Below are 16,686 nucleotides of genomic sequence, written 5' to 3'. Positions count from 1 at the left end.
GGCCTCGGACTATTTCCTAATCTAATGCGCACCACCGCCCAGCGACAAGGTCGGGGCGGCTTAATAGGTTAGCGTGTTGGACGATAATCAGCGTGCCTGATCGGTCATTTTTCGGGCGCTGGCAGGGTCACCGGCGTGAGCACCGGGCGGCCGGCAAAGTATTCCACCAGGTTGTCGGCCACGCGCTGCACGGTGTCGTGGGCGGCTTCGGGCGACAGGCCGGCCACGTGCGAGGTGAGCACGGTATTGCTCAGGCGCTTGAGGGCGTCGGGCACCTTCGGCTCGTCGTCGAACACGTCCAGCGCGGCGCCACCGATACGGCGTTGCTCAAGGGCCGCGACCAGGTCGGCGGTGACCACCACGCTGCCGCGGCCGATATTCACCAGGTAACCGTTGGGGCCCAGGGCGTCGAGGGCATTGCGGTCGATCAGGTGGCGAGTGCTGGCGCCGCCGGGCGTGGCCAGGATCAGGAAGTCCGAGTTGCGCGCCAGTTCCACTGCGGTGGCGCAGTAGGTGTAGTCGACATCATCACGCGGCTGGCGGTTGTGGTAACTCACTTCCATGCCGAAACCCAGGGCTGCGCGCTTGGCGATTTCCAGGCCTACGGCGCCGAGCCCGAGAATCCCCAGTTGCTTGCCACCCAGGGACGGGCGCATCACCTTGGGCCACTCGCTGCGCCGCACCGCCGCATCGGTCTGCGGGATGCCGCGTACCAGCGACAGCAGCAGCGCCATGGCGTGGTCGGCCACCGACGGCGCGTTGACCCCGGCGCCGTTGGTTACCACGATGCCGCGGTTGCTCGCGGCCTGCAGGTCCACGTGTTCGTAGCCGGCGCCGATCACGCAGATGATCTCCAGCAGCGGCAGGGCGGCGATTTCCTCGGCATACAACCCCAGTGGGCCGCGCGTCAGCACCGCCTTAATCTGTCCACCATGGGCCTTGATGGCCTGGGCGCGTTCGGCCGGCGTCGGCGCGAGGATCACATGAAAGTCATTGCTCTCGATGATTTGCAGGTATTCGTTGATGGTTTCAACCAGGACCAGAACAGTGGTGGTCATCGGAACGCTCTTCCTGAAGGGTTTGAAGGGACGAGTATGCGCGATTTGTAAGTAATATCGTTTCGCCGCGTCAGAAAAAATGCAGGGTCGAAGGCGAGCGCGTGCCGGTTCAGAAACTGACCTCGGCCGCTTTCACCCGCTGTACAAAGGCGCCCGCCAGCGTGGCGTTGTGGTGCTCGATAATCGCCTCGGCCTTCAGCGCCGGGGTGTCCATGCAAGTGTGCGCGTCTTCCGGCAGTACCACGCCGAAGCCCAGCTCCACGGCCACCCGGCACGTGGTGTCGATGCAGAATTGGGTCTTCATCCCGGCGATCACCAGTTGCTTGACCTGCGCGGCGTGCAGTTGCTGCGCCAGGTCGGTGCCGAGGAAGCAACTCGGGCGAGTCTTGTCGAAGAGCTGATCGCGGGCCGCATCGACGTCCAGCGCAGGCCACAGCTGCCAGAACGGGCTGCCTGCGGCGATTGGAGAACCCGCCGGACCGGTGTGGCGTGCCACGAAGATCGGCGCGTGGGCCGCGCGTGCGCGCTGGATCAGTTGATTGATGGTATCCAGCACCCGCTCGCGTTCGAAGGGTTTTTCCGGGCCATCGTACAGGCCGGTTTGCATATCGATGATCAGCAGGGCGTCAGCCATGGTGTTGCTCCTTGTGATTGCCAGGTGGCGGAGCAATAAAAAGGCCCCGTCCATTGCTGGCGGGGCCTTGGGTTGAATCTGCGGATGTTTAGTTCAAGCACCCACAGCCACCGCGCGACCCGCCTTGAGCGGTCGTGGCGGTGGTACGGGTGAGGTACTGCGCAATCAGGTTCATGGCCTGATCATGCTGGGACAGGCGCGGGGCTGTCAACGGGCAACAAGGTGTTTCGTACGGCCTCTAGGAACTCGTCCGACAGCTGATTGCCGCGTGTCGCACGGGCGAGGGTGACGGCGCCGATCATCATCGCGTATTTCGCCAGCATCGCCTGGCGATCCTCATCCTGAAGCTGGGCAAAGATCTCCAGCGACTTTTCGACCCCGTCTATGAACGTGTGCTGCAGCGCTGTGTCGGCGGGCTCGTGGCACATATCCGGGGTGAACGCCGAGATCGGGCAGCCGTCACCCGGGTTGTCGCGGTGGGCCGCCGACAGATAGGGGGCCAGGACTGCCTGGCGCGCCGCTTGCTGATCTTCGCTGGTGCGGATCTTTTCCTGCCAGCCCAGGTTCGCGTGCTCGAAGGCCTGCTGGCAGGCCTCCGTGGCCAATGCTTCCTTGGACGCGAAGTGGCCGTAGAAGCCGCCGTGGGTCAGGCCGGCCGCGGCCATCACATCCGACAGGGTGATGCCGTGCAACCCACGCTCACGAAACAGGTGCGTGGCGGCCTCGACGATGATTTCACGGTTGAGTTCGGCTTGTTTGCGGGAGACGCGAGGCATGGCGGGGCTCACAGGAAGAATGGCGGGTGCTGTATGAAAACTACAGCAACGGGCGCCATTCTAAAATAGATTTGTGCGGGAATGTATTAGTCCCCAGAGGCCGCACGTGTTGCGCCCCTGGCCGCATTCGGGGCGCAGCAGCGCTCAGGCGATCACTGCGGGGCGCTGCGTCGCGCCTTGTCCTGCTCGGCTTGTGCGATGGGCATGAAATTGTAGGTGGGGAAAAATTCCGTGGTGTACACCCCCCACGCGCTGTTTTCGATTGCGAGGTTAACCTCTGCCAGGCGCGAGGCCGGCAGGCGCAGCACGACGACCTGGCCGATGCCCATGGTGATGTTCCAACTCAGCACCTCCACCCCGGCGGGTGGGAATACGGCGTGAAACGCTTGTTTGGCCAGTTGCGTCTTCAGCTCGCCCAGAGGGCGCGATTGATCGTGTTTAAGAAACACGGTCAACATGACCGCGTTATCGGCAGTGATGGCCGTATTTTTTTCTGGCGGCGCAGCAACGGTCGCTGCAGCGGGCAACAGCGCGGCGGCCAGCAGAGCAGGTATTAACAGCAAACGAAGAGGGTTGCGTCTATTCATGGTCGGGCACCTTGTTCTTTGTTGTTTGGAAGAGTGCTAAACATCAATGTTTAATTAATTCGACATGGCTGTCTTGATTGGGCCTTTATACGGAGCGTGTACTACATAAATGCGTACGGGAGGTTGTGTGGGGATCATGTCGCGCGGAACTTCGCGAGAGTAAGTGAATTCGCTGTTATCAAGTTTCTCCAGGCGCCTGACGATGGTTCGGTTCGGGCCGAGGTCCGGGATCAGGATATGCGTCTTGCGGTCGCCCGTGACCATGAAGTATCCGCCGCCGCCATCGGCATGCTTTGAGCGGCCGGTGTCGGTGTAGAAGAACTCATAGCGATTGCGCAGTGGGTCCCACATGGATAGGCCGACGACGCCGGGGTAGTTGGCCTTGACGTCGTTGTCCGGCTCGCCTTCGATATAGACTTTGGTGGTTAGCCATTGCGGCGAAGACGCCAGCGCGTGAATGTCCGCTTCAGGTAACACGTGTTCTGTGGCACTGGCGTGCGGGATGAGAAAACAGCTGAGTAACAGGCTGGTAAATACAGCGTTAAGTCTTCGCATGGTCGAACTCCTGTTGTTTTAAATGAGCGGTGTTGTTGTTTTTCTTCGGGTCGGCTGCGGGCGATATTAGTTTCAAGTTTGGCGGTGACTCAATGGCTGTGTAGGCTTATGTAACAATTGTCGCGGTGGTGTGCTTATTATTTTATTTAGATAGTCGTTAGTGTCTGATTGAGTTGTAGGTAGGTTCTCTAAATACGTCGAGTCCAGTTAATACGCCAAGACTTGGCTGCATTCACGAATAGCACGCTGCAATCGCTCGAAACGGTTTCAACATTCCCGGCAACCATCGCCCAGGGCGGCCCTGGAGCGGCTGCACCGGCAAACCGTTCCTCAGCTAAGTCTTTGCTTATTCAAGAGAATCCCGGACAATCACGCCCCTTCTATGGTCGGGGCGCTGCCTGTCAGGTTTTTCTGACTCGTCCCGGCTATGTAAATGCGGAGATCCGACCGGATGAATGATCAGGCCAATAGCGTCGACGAACGCTATGCAACGACACCTGCAACCCTCACAAGCTGGAGCCGCCAGGACACCACCTGGATGCTTGGCCTGTTCGGCACCGCCATTGGCGCCGGTACCTTGTTCCTGCCGATCAATGCCGGCCTGGGCGGCTTCTGGCCCCTGGTGATCCTGGCGGTGCTGGCCTTCCCGATGACGTTCTTTGCCCACCGTGGCCTGACCCGTTTCGTATTGTCCGGCCGCGAAGGCTCCGACATCACCGACGTGGTCGAGGAGCACTTCGGCATTCGCGCCGGTGCGCTGATCACCTTGCTGTACTTCTTCGCAATCTTCCCGATCCTGCTGATCTACAGCGTGGCGCTGACCAACACCGTCGGCAGCTTCATGGAGCATCAACTGCATATCATGCCGCCGCCACGCGCGATCCTGTCGTTGGTGCTGATCCTCGGCCTGCTGGCTGTGGTGCGGTGCGGCGAGCAGGTAATCGTCAAGGCCATGAGCCTGATGGTGTACCCGTTTATCGTCGCCTTGCTGTTCCTGGCGGTGTACCTGATCCCTCACTGGACGGGCGGCATCCTCAGCACCGCCAGTGTGGTGCCGGCGCCGTCCGCGCTGCTCAATACGCTGTGGCTGGCAATCCCGGTGATGGTGTTTTCGTTCAACCACTCGCCGATCATCTCGGCCTTCGCGGTGGACCAGAAGCGCCAGTACGGTGCCCACGCCGATGAGCGCAGCTCGCAGATCCTGTCCCGCGCGCACCTGTTGATGGTGGTGATGGTGCTGTTCTTCGTGTTCAGCTGCGTGCTGACCCTGTCGCCGGCGCAACTGGCCGAAGCGAAAGCGCAGAACCTGTCGATCCTGTCGTACCTGGCCAACCACTTCAACAACCCGACCATCGAGTTCGCCGCGCCGTTGATCGCGTTCGTGGCGATTGCCAAGTCGTTCCTCGGTCACTACATCGGTGCCAGCGAAGGCCTCAAGGGCCTGGTGCTCAAGAGCGGCCGGCGCCCGGCTGCGAAGACCCTGGACCGCATCACCGCCGCGTTCATGCTGGTGGTGTGCTGGATCGTCGCCACGCTCAACCCGAGCATCCTCGGCATGATCGAGACCCTGGGCGGCCCGATCATCGCGTCGATCCTGTTCCTGATGCCGATGTACGCGATCCGCAAGGTACCGGCGATGGCCAAGTACCGTGGGCAGGCGTCCAACGTGTTTGTCACGGCGGTCGGCCTGGTGGCGATTACCGCGTTGATTTACTCGCTGCTGTCCTGACCGCGGGACTCACGCCAAAAAGCCGATTCGCGCAGACCGCGAATCGGCTTTTTTTTGCGCTCGAAAAACCTCAATGCAGGCTAAGCTGACGCACCTCATTTGCCAGGATGGTCGGGCCGCTTGAACACTGAACCTGCTACTCCCGTGGCTGCGCCGCCCACCCGTACCCAGGACCTGCTCGCCGGCTTATCGATTGCCGGCCTGCTGCTGCCGGAAGCCGTGGCCTATTCGAGCATCGCCGCGCTGCCGCCCCAGGCCGGGGTGATTGCCTTGTTCGCCGGCCTGGTGTGCTACGGCCTGTTCGGCACCAGCCGTTTTGCGATTGTCTCGGCCACCTCGTCTTCGGCGGCGGTGTTGGCGGCCGCAACGTCCAGCCTGGCCGCAGATGACCCGGCGCTGCGGCTGTCCCTGGCGTTCGGGCTGGTGCTGGTCACCGGGGTGTTTTTCCTGCTGGCCGGGCTGTTCAAGCTCGGCGGCGTCACCTCGTTTATCGCCAAGCCGGTGTTGCGTGGCTTTGCCTTCGGCCTGGCGCTGACCATCATCCTCAAGCAGTTGGCGAGTGTGGTGGGCGTGCACCTGACCGATAACAACCTGGTCCGCTTCCTGCCGCAATTGCTCGAGCAACTGCCACAGTGGAACTGGCAGGCGGCCATGGTGGCCGGGGTGGCGTTGCTGCTGCTCTGGGTGTGTGCACGCATGCCGCGCGTGCCCGGCGGGCTGGTGGTCGTGGTGCTTGGCATCGCGGCCGGGCAATACCTGAACCTGCAGGCCCACGGCGTGGCCCTGATCGGTATGATCGACCTGCGCCTGGAGCTGGGGCATTTGCCGGTGTTGCCGTTCGCCGACTGGCTGCGCCTGGGGGAATTGGCGTTTGCGCTGGTGATGATCCTGTACGCCGAGTCCTACGGTTCCATCAGCTCATTCGCCCTCAAGCATGGCGACCGGGTGTCACCCAACCGTGATCTGCTCGCGCTCGGTGCGGCCAACCTGGTCTCCGGGCTGTTCCACGGCATGCCGGCGGGTGCCGGTTACTCGGCGACTTCGGCCAATGAGGCGGCCGGTGCCTACTCGCGCTTGGCGGGAATCTTCGCCGCGCTGGTGATCCTGGTGATTGTGCTGACGGTGTTGCCGTATGTCGCGCTCACCCCGGAGCCGGTGCTGGCGGCCGTCGTCATCTATGCCTTGGGCCGAGGCTTGAGCCTGCAACCCCTGGGGCGTTATTTCATCTGGCGGCGCGATCGGCTGCTGGTGGTCTGCGCGGTGGCGGCCGTGCTGGTGCTCGGCGTGCTGGATGGCTTGCTGGTGTCGGTTGCAATCAGCGTGATGCTGATGTTGCGCCAGATGTCCTCAGCCGACCTCCAGGTGCTCGGGCGCCTGGGCGACAGTCACGACTTTGTCGATCGCCTGCACCATCCCGATGCCGTGGCAGTGCCCGGGGTATTGATCGTGCGGCCCAGTGAGGCGCTGTTTTTTGCGAATGCCGAGCGCATCCTGGGCGCGGCGTTGCGCTTGATGCGTCAGTCTCCGGTCGACGCAGTGGTGCTGAGCCTGGAAGAGTCACCGGACCTTGATGGCACCAGTATCGAAGCACTGGCAGGTTTTTTTGCCCAGGTGCGCGGGGAGGGCAAGCGCCTGGTGCTGGCCCGTGTGCGGCATGACGCCCGCGAGGTGCTGCAGGGACTGCCCGAGGCGTTGGCGCCGCAGGTGCTGCTCAGCGGCCTGAGCGTCGACGGCGCGGTGCAACTGGCGCTGGAGGCCAGCACAAGCTAGAAGCTCTAAGCTGCAAGCTGCAAGCTGCAAGCTGCAAGCTGCAAGCTACAAGCTACAAGCTACAAGCTACAAGCTACAAGCTAAAAGCTACAAGCTAAAAGCTAAAAGCTAAAAGCTACAAGCTACAAGCTACAAGCGACAAGCTCTAAGCTCTAAGCTTGAGGCTTGAGGCTTGAGGCTTGAGGCTTGAGGCTTGAGGCTTGCAGCTTGCAGCTTGCAAAAAAAACGCCGCGTACCTTGCGGTACGCGGCGTCTTTTTACGTCAACACACCCTTAGGCTTGAATCACCGGGATGTTGGCGCTGGCTGCGATCTTGCGGAACTCAGCGATCTGGTCGAAGTTCAGGTAGCGGTAAACGTCACTGGCCATGGTGTCCAGTTTCGCTGCGTAGCCCATGTACTCTTCAACCGTCGGCAGGCGACCCAGCGTGGAGGCAACTGCCGCCAGCTCAGCGGACGCCAGGTAGACGTTCGCGCCGTCACCCAGACGGTTCGGGAAGTTACGGGTCGACGTCGACACTACGGTCGAGTTCGGTTCTACACGTGCCTGGTTACCCATGCACAGCGAGCAGCCCGGCATTTCCATGCGCGCGCCAGCCTTGCCGTAGATGCCGTAGTAGCCTTCTTCGGTCAGTTGGTGAGCGTCCATCTTGGTCGGCGGCGACAGCCACAGACGGGTTGGCAGCTGACCCTTGACCTGTTCCAGCAACTTGCCGGCAGCGCGGAAGTGACCGATGTTGGTCATGCACGAACCGATGAACACTTCGTCGATCTTCTCGCCGGCAACGCTCGACAGCAGACGGGCATCGTCCGGGTCGTTCGGTGCGCAGAGGATCGGCTCGTTGATTTCGGCCAGGTCGATCTCGATGATTTCGGCGTATTCGGCGTCGGCATCGGCTTCCATCAGCTCCGGGTTGGCAACCCAGGCTTCCATCGCTTGAGCACGACGTTCCAGGGTGCGTGCATCGCCGTAGCCTTCGCCGATCATCCAGCGAAGCAGGGTGATGTTGGAGTTCAGGTACTCGGTGACGGAGTCCTTGGACAGCTTGATGGTGCAACCGGCAGCCGAACGTTCCGCCGAGGCGTCGGACAGCTCGAAAGCCTGCTCCAGGGTCAGGTCGTTCAGGCCTTCGATCTCCAGGATGCGGCCGGAGAAGGCGTTTTTCTTGCCTTTCTTCTCTACGGTCAGCAGGCCAGCCTGGATCGCGTAGTAAGGAATGGCGTGCACCAGGTCACGCAGGGTGATGCCAGGTTGCATTTTGCCTTTGAAGCGCACCAGGATCGATTCCGGCATGTCCAGTGGCATTACGCCAGTGGCTGCGGCGAACGCGACCAGACCAGAACCGGCCGGGAACGAGATGCCCATCGGGAAACGGGTGTGGGAGTCACCACCGGTACCGACGGTGTCCGGCAGCAGCATGCGGTTCAGCCAGCTGTGGATGATGCCGTCGCCTGGACGCAGCGATACACCGCCACGGGTCATGATGAAGTCAGGCAGGGTGTGGTGGGTGGTCACGTCGATCGGCTTGGGGTAAGCCGCGGTGTGGCAGAAGGACTGCATTACCAGATCGGTCGAGAAGCCCAGGCACGCCAGGTCTTTCAGTTCGTCACGGGTCATTGGACCGGTGGTGTCCTGGGAACCCACGGTGGTCATCTTCGGTTCGCAGTAGGTGCCAGGACGAACGCCTTTGCCTTCTGCCAGGCCGCAGGCACGGCCGACCATTTTCTGCGCCAGGGTGAAGCCCTTGGTGCTTTCAGCCGGTGCTTCCGGCAGCTTGAACAGGGTCGAAGGCGGCAGGCCCAGCTCGGCGCGAGCCTTCTCGGTCAGGCCACGGCCGATGATCAGCGGGATACGACCGCCGGCACGGACTTCGTCCAACAGTACTGGCGTCTTCATTTCGAAGGTGGTCAGTACTTCGTCGCTGTTGTGCTTGGTGACTTTGCCAGCATGTGGGTACAGGTCGATCACGTCGCCCATGTTCATGTTGGTGACGTCGAATTCGATCGGCAGGGCGCCGGCATCTTCCATGGTGTTGTAGAAGATTGGAGCGATCTTGCTGCCGAAGCAGAAGCCGCCAGCGCGCTTGTTCGGCACGTAGGGAACGTCGTCGCCGAAGAACCACAGTACCGAGTTGGTCGCCGATTTACGCGACGAACCGGTACCGACCACGTCACCGACGTAGGCGATCGGGAAGCCTTGGCCGCGCATCTCTTCGATCTGCTTCATCGGGCCGGTCTTGCCTTGCTCGTCCGGCACGATGCCTTCGCGAGCCATTTTCAGCATGGCCAGGGCGTGCAGCGGGATGTCAGGGCGCGACCAGGCGTCCGGGGCAGGGGACAGGTCGTCGGTGTTGGTTTCGCCGGTGACCTTGAACACGCGCAGGCTGATCTTGTCGGCCAGGGTCGGACGGTTCTTGAACCACTCGCCGTCGGCCCAGGACTGGATTACGGCCTTGGCGTGTTCGTTGCCGTTACGGGCTTTTTCAGCGACGTCGTGGAACGCATCGAACATCAACAGGGTGTGCTTGAGTTGGGCGGCGGCGACAGGTGCCAGGGTGGCGTCGTCCAGCAGCTCGACCAACGTCACGATGTTGTAGCCGCCTTGCATGGTGCCAAGCAGTTCAACAGCGCGTTGCTTGCTGATCAGGGGGGAAGTGGCTTCGCCCTTGGCCAGGGCAGACAGGAAACCGGCCTTGACGTAGGCAGCTTCGTCAACACCTGGTGGAATACGGTTGGTGATCAGGTCAACGAGGAATTCTTCTTCGCCAGCCGGAGGATTTTTCAGCAGCTCGACCAGGCCTGCGGTTTGTTCGGCGTTAAGCGGCTGGGGAACGATACCCAGGGCGGCACGCTCTTCGATATGTTTGCGGTAGGCTTCAAGCACAGTTATTACCCTCATCAGTGGTCCCACGGGACGCTCATCCAGAAATGATCGGCACGCATGCGCTCGGGGGCTTTTTGGGCCGCAAAGCCAGCGCTGCCGGCATTCCTCACAGAAGCTGCTTTCAAAGTTTTACGCCTGCAGAACGGAGCTGATGAGGGTTGGCGAGGGTCCTGACCTACCGGGTCGAACCCACGCCAACACCGTTCTGAAGGAACGACTGTGCTCGTGACGCTTTGAAAACAGCTTCCAGCGGATTATTGGCGCCTTACAAGGCCGGATGATTCTACGGCAAAAAATTTCTAAAGGTAAGTTGCCTCGCCAAGTTTGCAGGGTGATGAAGGTTAGACAAAGGGCTAACATGGCGCACTGTTTCGCTGATTTGCGTGTCGTTGCCCATGTCCAACCAAACCATCAAGACCCCCTGCGTCGGCCTGTGCTCCACGGTTTACGGCGATCTCGTGTGCCGTGGCTGCAAGCGTTTCCACCACGAAGTGATCCAGTGGAATGGCTATAACGAAGAAGAAAAACGGGCAGTGTGGCTGCGCCTGGAGCAGCTGTTGGTGCAGGTGATGGCCGGCAAACTGGAGATTTTCGACCCCAAGACCCTGCGCGGCCAGCTGGAGCAGCGCAAGATTCGCTTCGTGCCGCACCAATCCGAGTACTGCTGGGCCTATCAGTTGATTGCCCGGGGCGCGCGGGTGATTTCCAACCTGGAAGCCTATGGCATGGTGCTGTTGCCGGAATTTCGTGACTGGAACCTGCCGGACTTGCGCGACGCCATCGACCGCGAGTTCTTTATCTTGTCCGAGGCCCACTACCAGCGCTATATCGCCCCGGGGTTCCTCAAGGACGCGTTTGGGCACTGATGAAGCTCCCACCTTTGAAGCCAGCCTGCACCGGCCTGCGTGTCAGGCCTGGGTGGCCAGTTCCTCCAAGTGATCCATCAGCTCCTGCGGCTTGAGCACCAGCACGTCGCTCTCCACCTCATCCAGCACCACCTCCGCCGTATTGCCGATCAGCGCCCCGGAAAGCCCGGTGCGCGCCACGGTGCCGATGATGGTTACCGCCGCCTGCCATTTATGCGCCGCGAACGGGATCAGCACATCCGCCGGGCCTTCCTCGATATGCAGGTGCGCATCGTCCACATCGAACTCAGCCTGGAAAGCCTTGCATTGCTCGCGATAGCGCGCCTCGATGGTCTCCTTGAGCTGGAAGGTCGGGTCCGCCGCCGACAGCATGGGCGACGGATGCGCGCTGATCACATGCAGCTGCGCCTTGGCCAGGCTGGCGATATCAAAGCCATGATCGATGATCGAATTGTGCAGCGAACGGTGCTCGCCATCGGTGTTGCCCACATCAATTGCGGCCAGGATCACCCCGCCAGCCCACGGCGTAGCGGTCTTGACCAGCAGCACGGCCGTTGGGCAGTAGCGCAGCAACTTCCAGTCCGCCGGGGTCAACAGGGCCTTTTTCAACGGGCTGTCGGGGAAATGCTGCTTGATCACCAGGCCACAGCCTTCAGCCTGCTGCACGTCGATGATGGTTTCGTGCAGGCTCTCATTCCAGGCCTGCTCGGTGGTGACGCTGTAGCCATCCTCTTGCAGGGAGGATTTAAGCAGGCTCAACAGCGCCGAGTGCTCGTGCTTGCGGTCGCACACCAGCAGGTGCAGGTGCGCGCCGGTGACCCCGGCGATCAACTTCGCGCGCTTGAGGGCCAGGCTTTCCGAATGCTCGGGCTCGATGACCACCAGGATGCTGCGAATGGCTTGCATGATCGGGATCTCCAAAAAGGGGCGGGCTGGAACAACTATAGTTGCTGCTCGCCGGACGTCATGTTGATGCACATCAAGGCCGGTGGCTGGTGGTCTGCGGCGCGGTCGGTATAATCGGCGCCCTTTTGTGATCCTTTACCCGTGAGCCCGATGAACCTGCCCGAAATCCACGAATTCCTCGGCTGCCGCACCCCCGACGCCTGGGTCCAGGCCGCGCTGGCCGATCAGGACACCCTGCTGATCGACCACAAGAACTGCGAATTCAAGGCCGCCAGCACCGCCCTCAGCCTGATTGCCAAGTACCACGGCCATGTTGACCTGATCAACATGATGTCGCGCCTGGCCCGCGAAGAGCTGGTGCACCACGAACAAGTCATGCGCCTGATGAAAAAGCGCAAGGTTGAACTGCGCCAGTTGCACGCCGGGCGTTATGCCTCCGGTTTGCGCAAGGTGGTGCGCAGCCACGAACCGGTCAAGTTGGTGGATACGCTGGTGGTCGGCGCATTTATCGAAGCGCGCAGTTGCGAGCGTTTCGAAGCCCTGGTGCCGCATTTGGACGAGGAACTCGGCAAGTTCTACTTCGGCCTGCTGAAAAGCGAGGCGCGGCACTTCCAGGGTTACCTCAAGCTGGCCTACCAGTACGGCGACGCCAAGGACATCGCCCAGGTGATCGAGCGGGTGCGGGCGGCCGAGCAGGAACTGATCGAGTCACCCGACATCGAGTTCCGCTTTCACAGTGGCGTACCAGCCTGAGGCCACGGCCACGCCGATCAACGCGGTGATCGCGGTCAGCAGCAGGATCACCGTTTGCGTGCCCAACGGGCTGGCAAGCAGCGCCACGGCCAGGCCGGCCAGTGGTTGTGGCAGGTTGTTGAGCAGGGTGATCACACCGACGGTCTTGCCGAAGTCCTGCACCGGGATGACTTTTTGCCGGACGCTGCGCATGTACACGCTGTACATCTTGTCGAAGCCGATCACCAGCAAAAAGCCCAGGGTGTAAGCCCACAGCGTCGGGCTGAGGGCGGTGATCAATGCGCCGACGGCGATCAACACGTACGACAGGCCACCCAGCACTTTCAGCGGCAGTGCGCTGCGCGCCAGGTAAAACAGAATCGCGATGGTCACCAGGGCGCCGGCGGCTTGCAGCAGGGCGTAGGCATCCTTGTCTGCCGCGTAGAGACCGATGACCATGGCGGCGGACGTGGCCAGCGTGACCCCGATGATCAAGTTGACCCCGACCGTCAGCGCAATCAAGCGCTTGAGCCCCGCCAACTGCTGGATATGCCCGAAGGCAATGCGCAGCGGTTGCACCCAGATATCCCGGTGCTGCGCATGGTGTGCAAGCGTCACTGTATTGCTGCGCTGCCAGGCCCACATGGCCAGGTCCGCCAGCACAAACAGGCCGGCGATGCCCAGTACCACCCAATGCCAGGCCCACACTTGCAGCATCAGTGCGGCAATCAGCGGCCCCAGCACCAGGCCGCTCTGGTCGGCGATCTGCGAGTAGGAGAGGGTCTTGGCATAACTGTATTGCTGGAAAACATGCGGCATCAGTACTTCACGGGCCATGATGCCCTGGGTGGTCAGCACCCCGCACAGCGCGGAAAGCCCCACGATCCAATAAATGCCTTCGAACACCGCGTACAGTGCCACCGCCACCCCACACGCCAGCGCCCGGTAGACCTGGCTGATATGCAGGATGCGCACCGGGGAAAACTTGTCACACAATGCGCCGCACACCGGGAAGGCGAGAAAGCGTGGCAGTGACTCGACGAAAAATGCCAGCCCGGCCCACGACACACTCTGGGTGGTCTGAAACACGATCAACGGCACGATAAACAGCAGGATCTGGTCTGCCAGCCGTGACAGGAACAGTGAAACGAAGAACGCCAGGTAATCCTTGCGCATACAACTCCCTGTGAATGGCGTTAAAGAGTGCGGGCTATTTGTTAAAAACTCTTAAAAGCATGAAGCTTCGTCAGCCGCCGTTGACCAGTGGGGTCAGAGGCCCAGCTTGCCACCTATAATGCCCACTCTTCAATCCGCCTTTGCACACTGAGAACTTATGGAAAACCTGGGTCTGGGCAAGGTCCTGCTCGTTGAGGACGACGAGAAGCTGGCAGGGCTGATTGCGCACTTTCTGTCGCAGCATGGCTTCGAGGTGCGCGTGGTGCACCGGGGCGACGAAGCCCTGGCGGCGTTTCTCGAGTTCAAGCCGAAAATCGTCGTGCTCGACCTGATGCTGCCGGGGCAGAGCGGCCTGCATGTGTGCCGCGAGATTCGCACTGTGTCTGACACGCCGATTGTGATCCTCACCGCCAAGGAAGATGACCTGGACCACATCCTCGGCCTGGAGTCCGGAGCCGACGACTATGTGATCAAGCCGATCAAGCCCCCGGTGCTGCTCGCGCGCCTGCGCGCGCTGCAGCGTCGGCAGGCGCCGGAGCCGACGGTGCGCGGCTCCATCGCCTTTGGGCGGCTGGCGATCGACCGCAGTTGCCGGGTGGTCAGCCTTGGGGAGGAGCAGGTCGACCTCACCACCATGGAGTTCGAACTGCTGTGGTTGCTGGCCAGCAGCGCCGGCAAGATCCTCTCGCGCGACGACATCCTCAACCGCATGCGCGGCATCGCCTTCGATGGCCTTAACCGCAGCGTCGACGTGTACATCAGCAAGTTGCGCAGCAAGCTCAATGACAATCCCCGCGAGCCGGTGTGCATCAAGACCATCTGGGGCAAGGGCTATCTGTTCAATCCGTTTGCGTGGGAGGTCTAGATGCTGCGGCTGTTTCTGCGCCTGTATGTGATTCTGGCGATCGGCCTGGCGGCGGCGATCTGGCTGGTCAACTACACCTTCGACGAGCTGTTGCCCGAGGCCAATGAAACCTATAACCGCGAAGCCCTGCGCGGTCCGGCCTATGGGCTGGTAGAGCAATTACGGCCGCTGCGCGGGGACGAGCGCCAGGCCCGGCTGGACGAGCTGCAAGTGCATTATGGCCTGCGCCTCAAGCTGGTGCCCAAAGACACCCAGGCGCTGAGCGCGCGTGAACAACAACTGCTGGCCGAAGGGTTGCTGGTGGTGCGTGGCGACTTCCGGGAATTTCTCACCAGCATCGACGGTGGCCCGCAGTTGCTGGAAATCAAGCTGCCGGAAGAACCCAAATGGCTGTACCTGTGGGCCTATGGGTTTCTCGGGTTGTGCCTGGCCATCGTCCTGTACTTCTGGGTGCGCCCGCACTGGCGGGACCTGGAGCACATCCGCCTGGCCGCGCAACGCTTTGGCGACAACGACCTCGGCTCGCGCATCCTGCTGCCGCGACGCTCCACCGTGCGTGAGCTGGCCGGGCACTTCAACCAGATGGCCGAACGCATCGAAAGCCTGATCGCCAATCAGCGTGAACTCACCAACGCGGTGTCCCACGAGCTGCGCACGCCGATTGCGCGGTTGTCGTTCGAGCTCGACCAGCTCAAGCAACAGGCCGACCCACGCGAGAGCCGCGCGTTGATCGCCGACATGTACGCCGACCTCGGCGAGCTGGAAGAAATGGTCTCCGAACTGCTCACCTATGCCAGCCTGGAGCGCGGCGCCACCCAGGTGACCCGCGAGCGCATCGAGGCCCACAGCTGGCTCGACAGCGTGATCGGCAGCGTGGCGCTGGAGGCTGAGGCGGCTGGCATCCAGCTGTCGCTGCGCACCTGCGAGGTGGACTTTATCCAGATCGAACCGCGCTTCATGGCACGTGCGGTGATCAACCTGCTGCGCAATGCCATCCGCTACGCCGAGCGCCGGGTCGAAGTGTCGCTGGTCAAGTTCGGCAGCGGCTATGAAGTGCGCGTGTGCGACGACGGCCCCGGTGTGCCCGAGGACGGTCGCGCGAAGATCTTCCAGCCGTTCATGCGCCTGGACGCCAGCCGCGACCGCCGCACCGGTGGCTTCGGCCTCGGCCTGGCGCTGGTGCAGCGGGTTTCGCAGTGGCATGGCGGGCAGGTGCAAGTATTGGATTCAGAGTGGGGCGGGGCGTCGTTCCGGATGACCTGGGCGTATGCCGAGTAACAAGCGTCCATCGTGCAGAACTCACCGCTGGGAGGGGGCTTGCTCTCACAGGTTGATGGGGCTACCTCATTAGAACGTGTACTCAAGCACGCCCATCACCGACGTTTGTAGCCTGCGCTCGACAATCGGGCTCTTGCCCGCTTCATCCGCCAGGTACTGCACATCGAGCAGGGTCGAGAATTCGGTGTGTTCGCTGATCGGCACGCTCCACACCAGGTTCAGGCCGTTGCTGATGTTGCCTGCACCGGCCTTGTAGGCCTGGAAGCGGCTTTGCGCCGCTTGGCCGGTGGTCACGCCGTACCAGGTCTGCAGGTAGTTGCGGTCACCAAAATGGCTGCTGAGGCTGGCGTCGACCGAACCGTAGCGGCCGTCATAGAGGTTGGTGCCCAGGCTCAGTTCCAGGTGGGTGAAGGCCTTGCCGCTGTCCTTGTGGTCGTCTTCCTTGAGCGCGTGCTCCAGGGTCGCGCCGACGATTACGCCGCCCAAGTTGTAGCTTGCGCTTACCCCCACTTGCGGGCGGGCCTTGATCTCGCCCATGCCCTTGAGTCGCTTGGAGCCGGCGTGCAGGCTTTCGTTCTTGTCTTTACGCGAACTGCTGGCGCCCACGTAGGTGCTGAAGCTCAAGGCGTTGCCTTCATACCCCCAGCCCAGGCCTTTGTCGGTGTCGAGGAAAATCCCCCACGGGCTGACGACTTTGCCGCCCAGCAGCGGCGCGCTCATGCGCTGGTCGCTGCCGCTGTAGCGCGGCGCGTTGGCCACGCCGGCCTTGAGGCTGTATTGCCAGTCTTCGGCCAGGGCGCGGTCGGCACCGGCCAGCAGGCACAGTGAGGAGAGCGACAGGCACAGGGTTGTCGAGCGCATAAGAATGTCC

General features: G+C 61.9%; 15 protein-coding genes. 6 read left to right on the top strand and 9 right to left on the bottom strand.

Annotated features, from left to right (window positions below):
• Positions 1-104: 104 nt before the first annotated feature.
• The 5 genes from JFU04_RS16090 to JFU04_RS16070 all read right to left on the bottom strand — a co-directional run bounded on the left by JFU04_RS16090 (position 105) and on the right by JFU04_RS16070 (position 3,610).
• Complete coding sequence (locus tag JFU04_RS16090; protein ID WP_065907927.1) at positions 105-1,058, bottom strand: 2-hydroxyacid dehydrogenase; 954 nt, start codon at positions 1,056-1,058, stop codon at positions 105-107.
• A 109-nt stretch (positions 1,059-1,167) separates the two neighbouring features.
• Positions 1,168-1,692, bottom strand: a complete 525-nt coding sequence (locus JFU04_RS16085; RefSeq protein ID WP_120448809.1) for a cysteine hydrolase family protein — start codon at positions 1,690-1,692, stop codon at positions 1,168-1,170.
• A gap of 182 nt (positions 1,693-1,874) precedes the next feature.
• Entirely contained in the window at positions 1,875-2,468 is a 594-nt protein-coding gene (locus JFU04_RS16080) for a TetR/AcrR family transcriptional regulator (protein WP_106803637.1), read from the bottom strand.
• Between the two features lie 152 nt (positions 2,469-2,620).
• Positions 2,621-3,055 carry a hypothetical protein gene (locus tag JFU04_RS16075; RefSeq protein ID WP_201144888.1) on the bottom strand — a complete coding sequence of 145 codons (435 nt, stop codon included), beginning with the start codon at positions 3,053-3,055 and terminating at the stop codon, positions 2,621-2,623.
• A 54-nt stretch (positions 3,056-3,109) separates the two neighbouring features.
• Positions 3,110-3,610, bottom strand: a complete 501-nt coding sequence (locus JFU04_RS16070; RefSeq protein WP_201144886.1) for a DUF4822 domain-containing protein — start codon at positions 3,608-3,610, stop codon at positions 3,110-3,112.
• Positions 3,611-4,061: 451 nt separating this feature from the next.
• Between JFU04_RS16070 and JFU04_RS16065 the strand changes: the two genes are divergently transcribed.
• Positions 4,062-5,339 carry a serine/threonine transporter gene (locus JFU04_RS16065; RefSeq protein WP_065907935.1) on the top strand — a complete coding sequence of 426 codons (1,278 nt, stop codon included), beginning with the start codon at positions 4,062-4,064 and terminating at the stop codon, positions 5,337-5,339.
• Positions 5,340-5,459: 120 nt separating this feature from the next.
• Positions 5,460-7,109, top strand: coding sequence for a SulP family inorganic anion transporter (locus tag JFU04_RS16060; RefSeq protein ID WP_207200660.1), 1,650 nt, complete (start codon positions 5,460-5,462; stop codon positions 7,107-7,109).
• Between the two features lie 273 nt (positions 7,110-7,382).
• On the opposite strand, the gene acnB is transcribed toward JFU04_RS16060, so the two are convergent.
• Entirely contained in the window at positions 7,383-9,992 is a 2,610-nt protein-coding gene (acnB, locus tag JFU04_RS16055; RefSeq protein WP_065907939.1) for a bifunctional aconitate hydratase 2/2-methylisocitrate dehydratase, read from the bottom strand.
• A gap of 395 nt (positions 9,993-10,387) precedes the next feature.
• Between acnB and JFU04_RS16050 the strand changes: the two genes are divergently transcribed.
• Complete coding sequence (locus JFU04_RS16050) at positions 10,388-10,858, top strand: DUF1289 domain-containing protein (protein WP_065907941.1); 471 nt, start codon at positions 10,388-10,390, stop codon at positions 10,856-10,858.
• Positions 10,859-10,900: 42 nt separating this feature from the next.
• Here the strand turns inward: JFU04_RS16050 and JFU04_RS16045 are convergent, their stop codons facing one another.
• The gene (locus JFU04_RS16045) at positions 10,901-11,764 is read right to left on the bottom strand and encodes a universal stress protein (protein WP_065907943.1); all 864 of its coding nucleotides are present in this window, start codon (positions 11,762-11,764) and stop codon (positions 10,901-10,903) included.
• A 150-nt stretch (positions 11,765-11,914) separates the two neighbouring features.
• Between JFU04_RS16045 and miaE the strand changes: the two genes are divergently transcribed.
• Positions 11,915-12,517: a tRNA-(ms[2]io[6]A)-hydroxylase gene (gene miaE, locus JFU04_RS16040; protein WP_078048732.1), complete on the top strand. Its 603-nt coding sequence runs from the start codon at positions 11,915-11,917 to the stop codon at positions 12,515-12,517.
• On the opposite strand, the gene JFU04_RS16035 is transcribed toward miaE, so the two are convergent.
• Complete coding sequence (locus JFU04_RS16035) at positions 12,473-13,672, bottom strand: MFS transporter (RefSeq protein WP_201144884.1); 1,200 nt, start codon at positions 13,670-13,672, stop codon at positions 12,473-12,475. The two genes, miaE and JFU04_RS16035, sit on opposite strands and share 45 nt — an antisense overlap.
• A 157-nt stretch (positions 13,673-13,829) precedes the next feature.
• Here JFU04_RS16035 and JFU04_RS16030 point away from each other — a divergent pair, with 157 nt between their 5' ends.
• Both JFU04_RS16030 and JFU04_RS16025 read left to right on the top strand, forming a co-directional pair.
• Positions 13,830-14,537, top strand: a complete 708-nt coding sequence (locus JFU04_RS16030) for a response regulator (protein WP_201144882.1) — start codon at positions 13,830-13,832, stop codon at positions 14,535-14,537.
• Complete coding sequence (locus JFU04_RS16025) at positions 14,538-15,815, top strand: ATP-binding protein (RefSeq protein WP_120448804.1); 1,278 nt, start codon at positions 14,538-14,540, stop codon at positions 15,813-15,815. It abuts the gene before it with no gap.
• Positions 15,816-15,884: 69 nt separating this feature from the next.
• On the opposite strand, the gene JFU04_RS16020 is transcribed toward JFU04_RS16025, so the two are convergent.
• Positions 15,885-16,676 carry a MipA/OmpV family protein gene (locus JFU04_RS16020; protein ID WP_083221476.1) on the bottom strand — a complete coding sequence of 264 codons (792 nt, stop codon included), beginning with the start codon at positions 16,674-16,676 and terminating at the stop codon, positions 15,885-15,887.
• Positions 16,677-16,686 lie beyond the last annotated feature (10 nt).

The sequence above is a fragment of the Pseudomonas sp. TH21 genome, assembly GCF_016651025.1.
GTDB lineage: Bacteria > Pseudomonadota > Gammaproteobacteria > Pseudomonadales > Pseudomonadaceae > Aquipseudomonas > Aquipseudomonas aylmerensis.
This window is presented reverse-complemented; position numbering and strand designations above follow the sequence as displayed.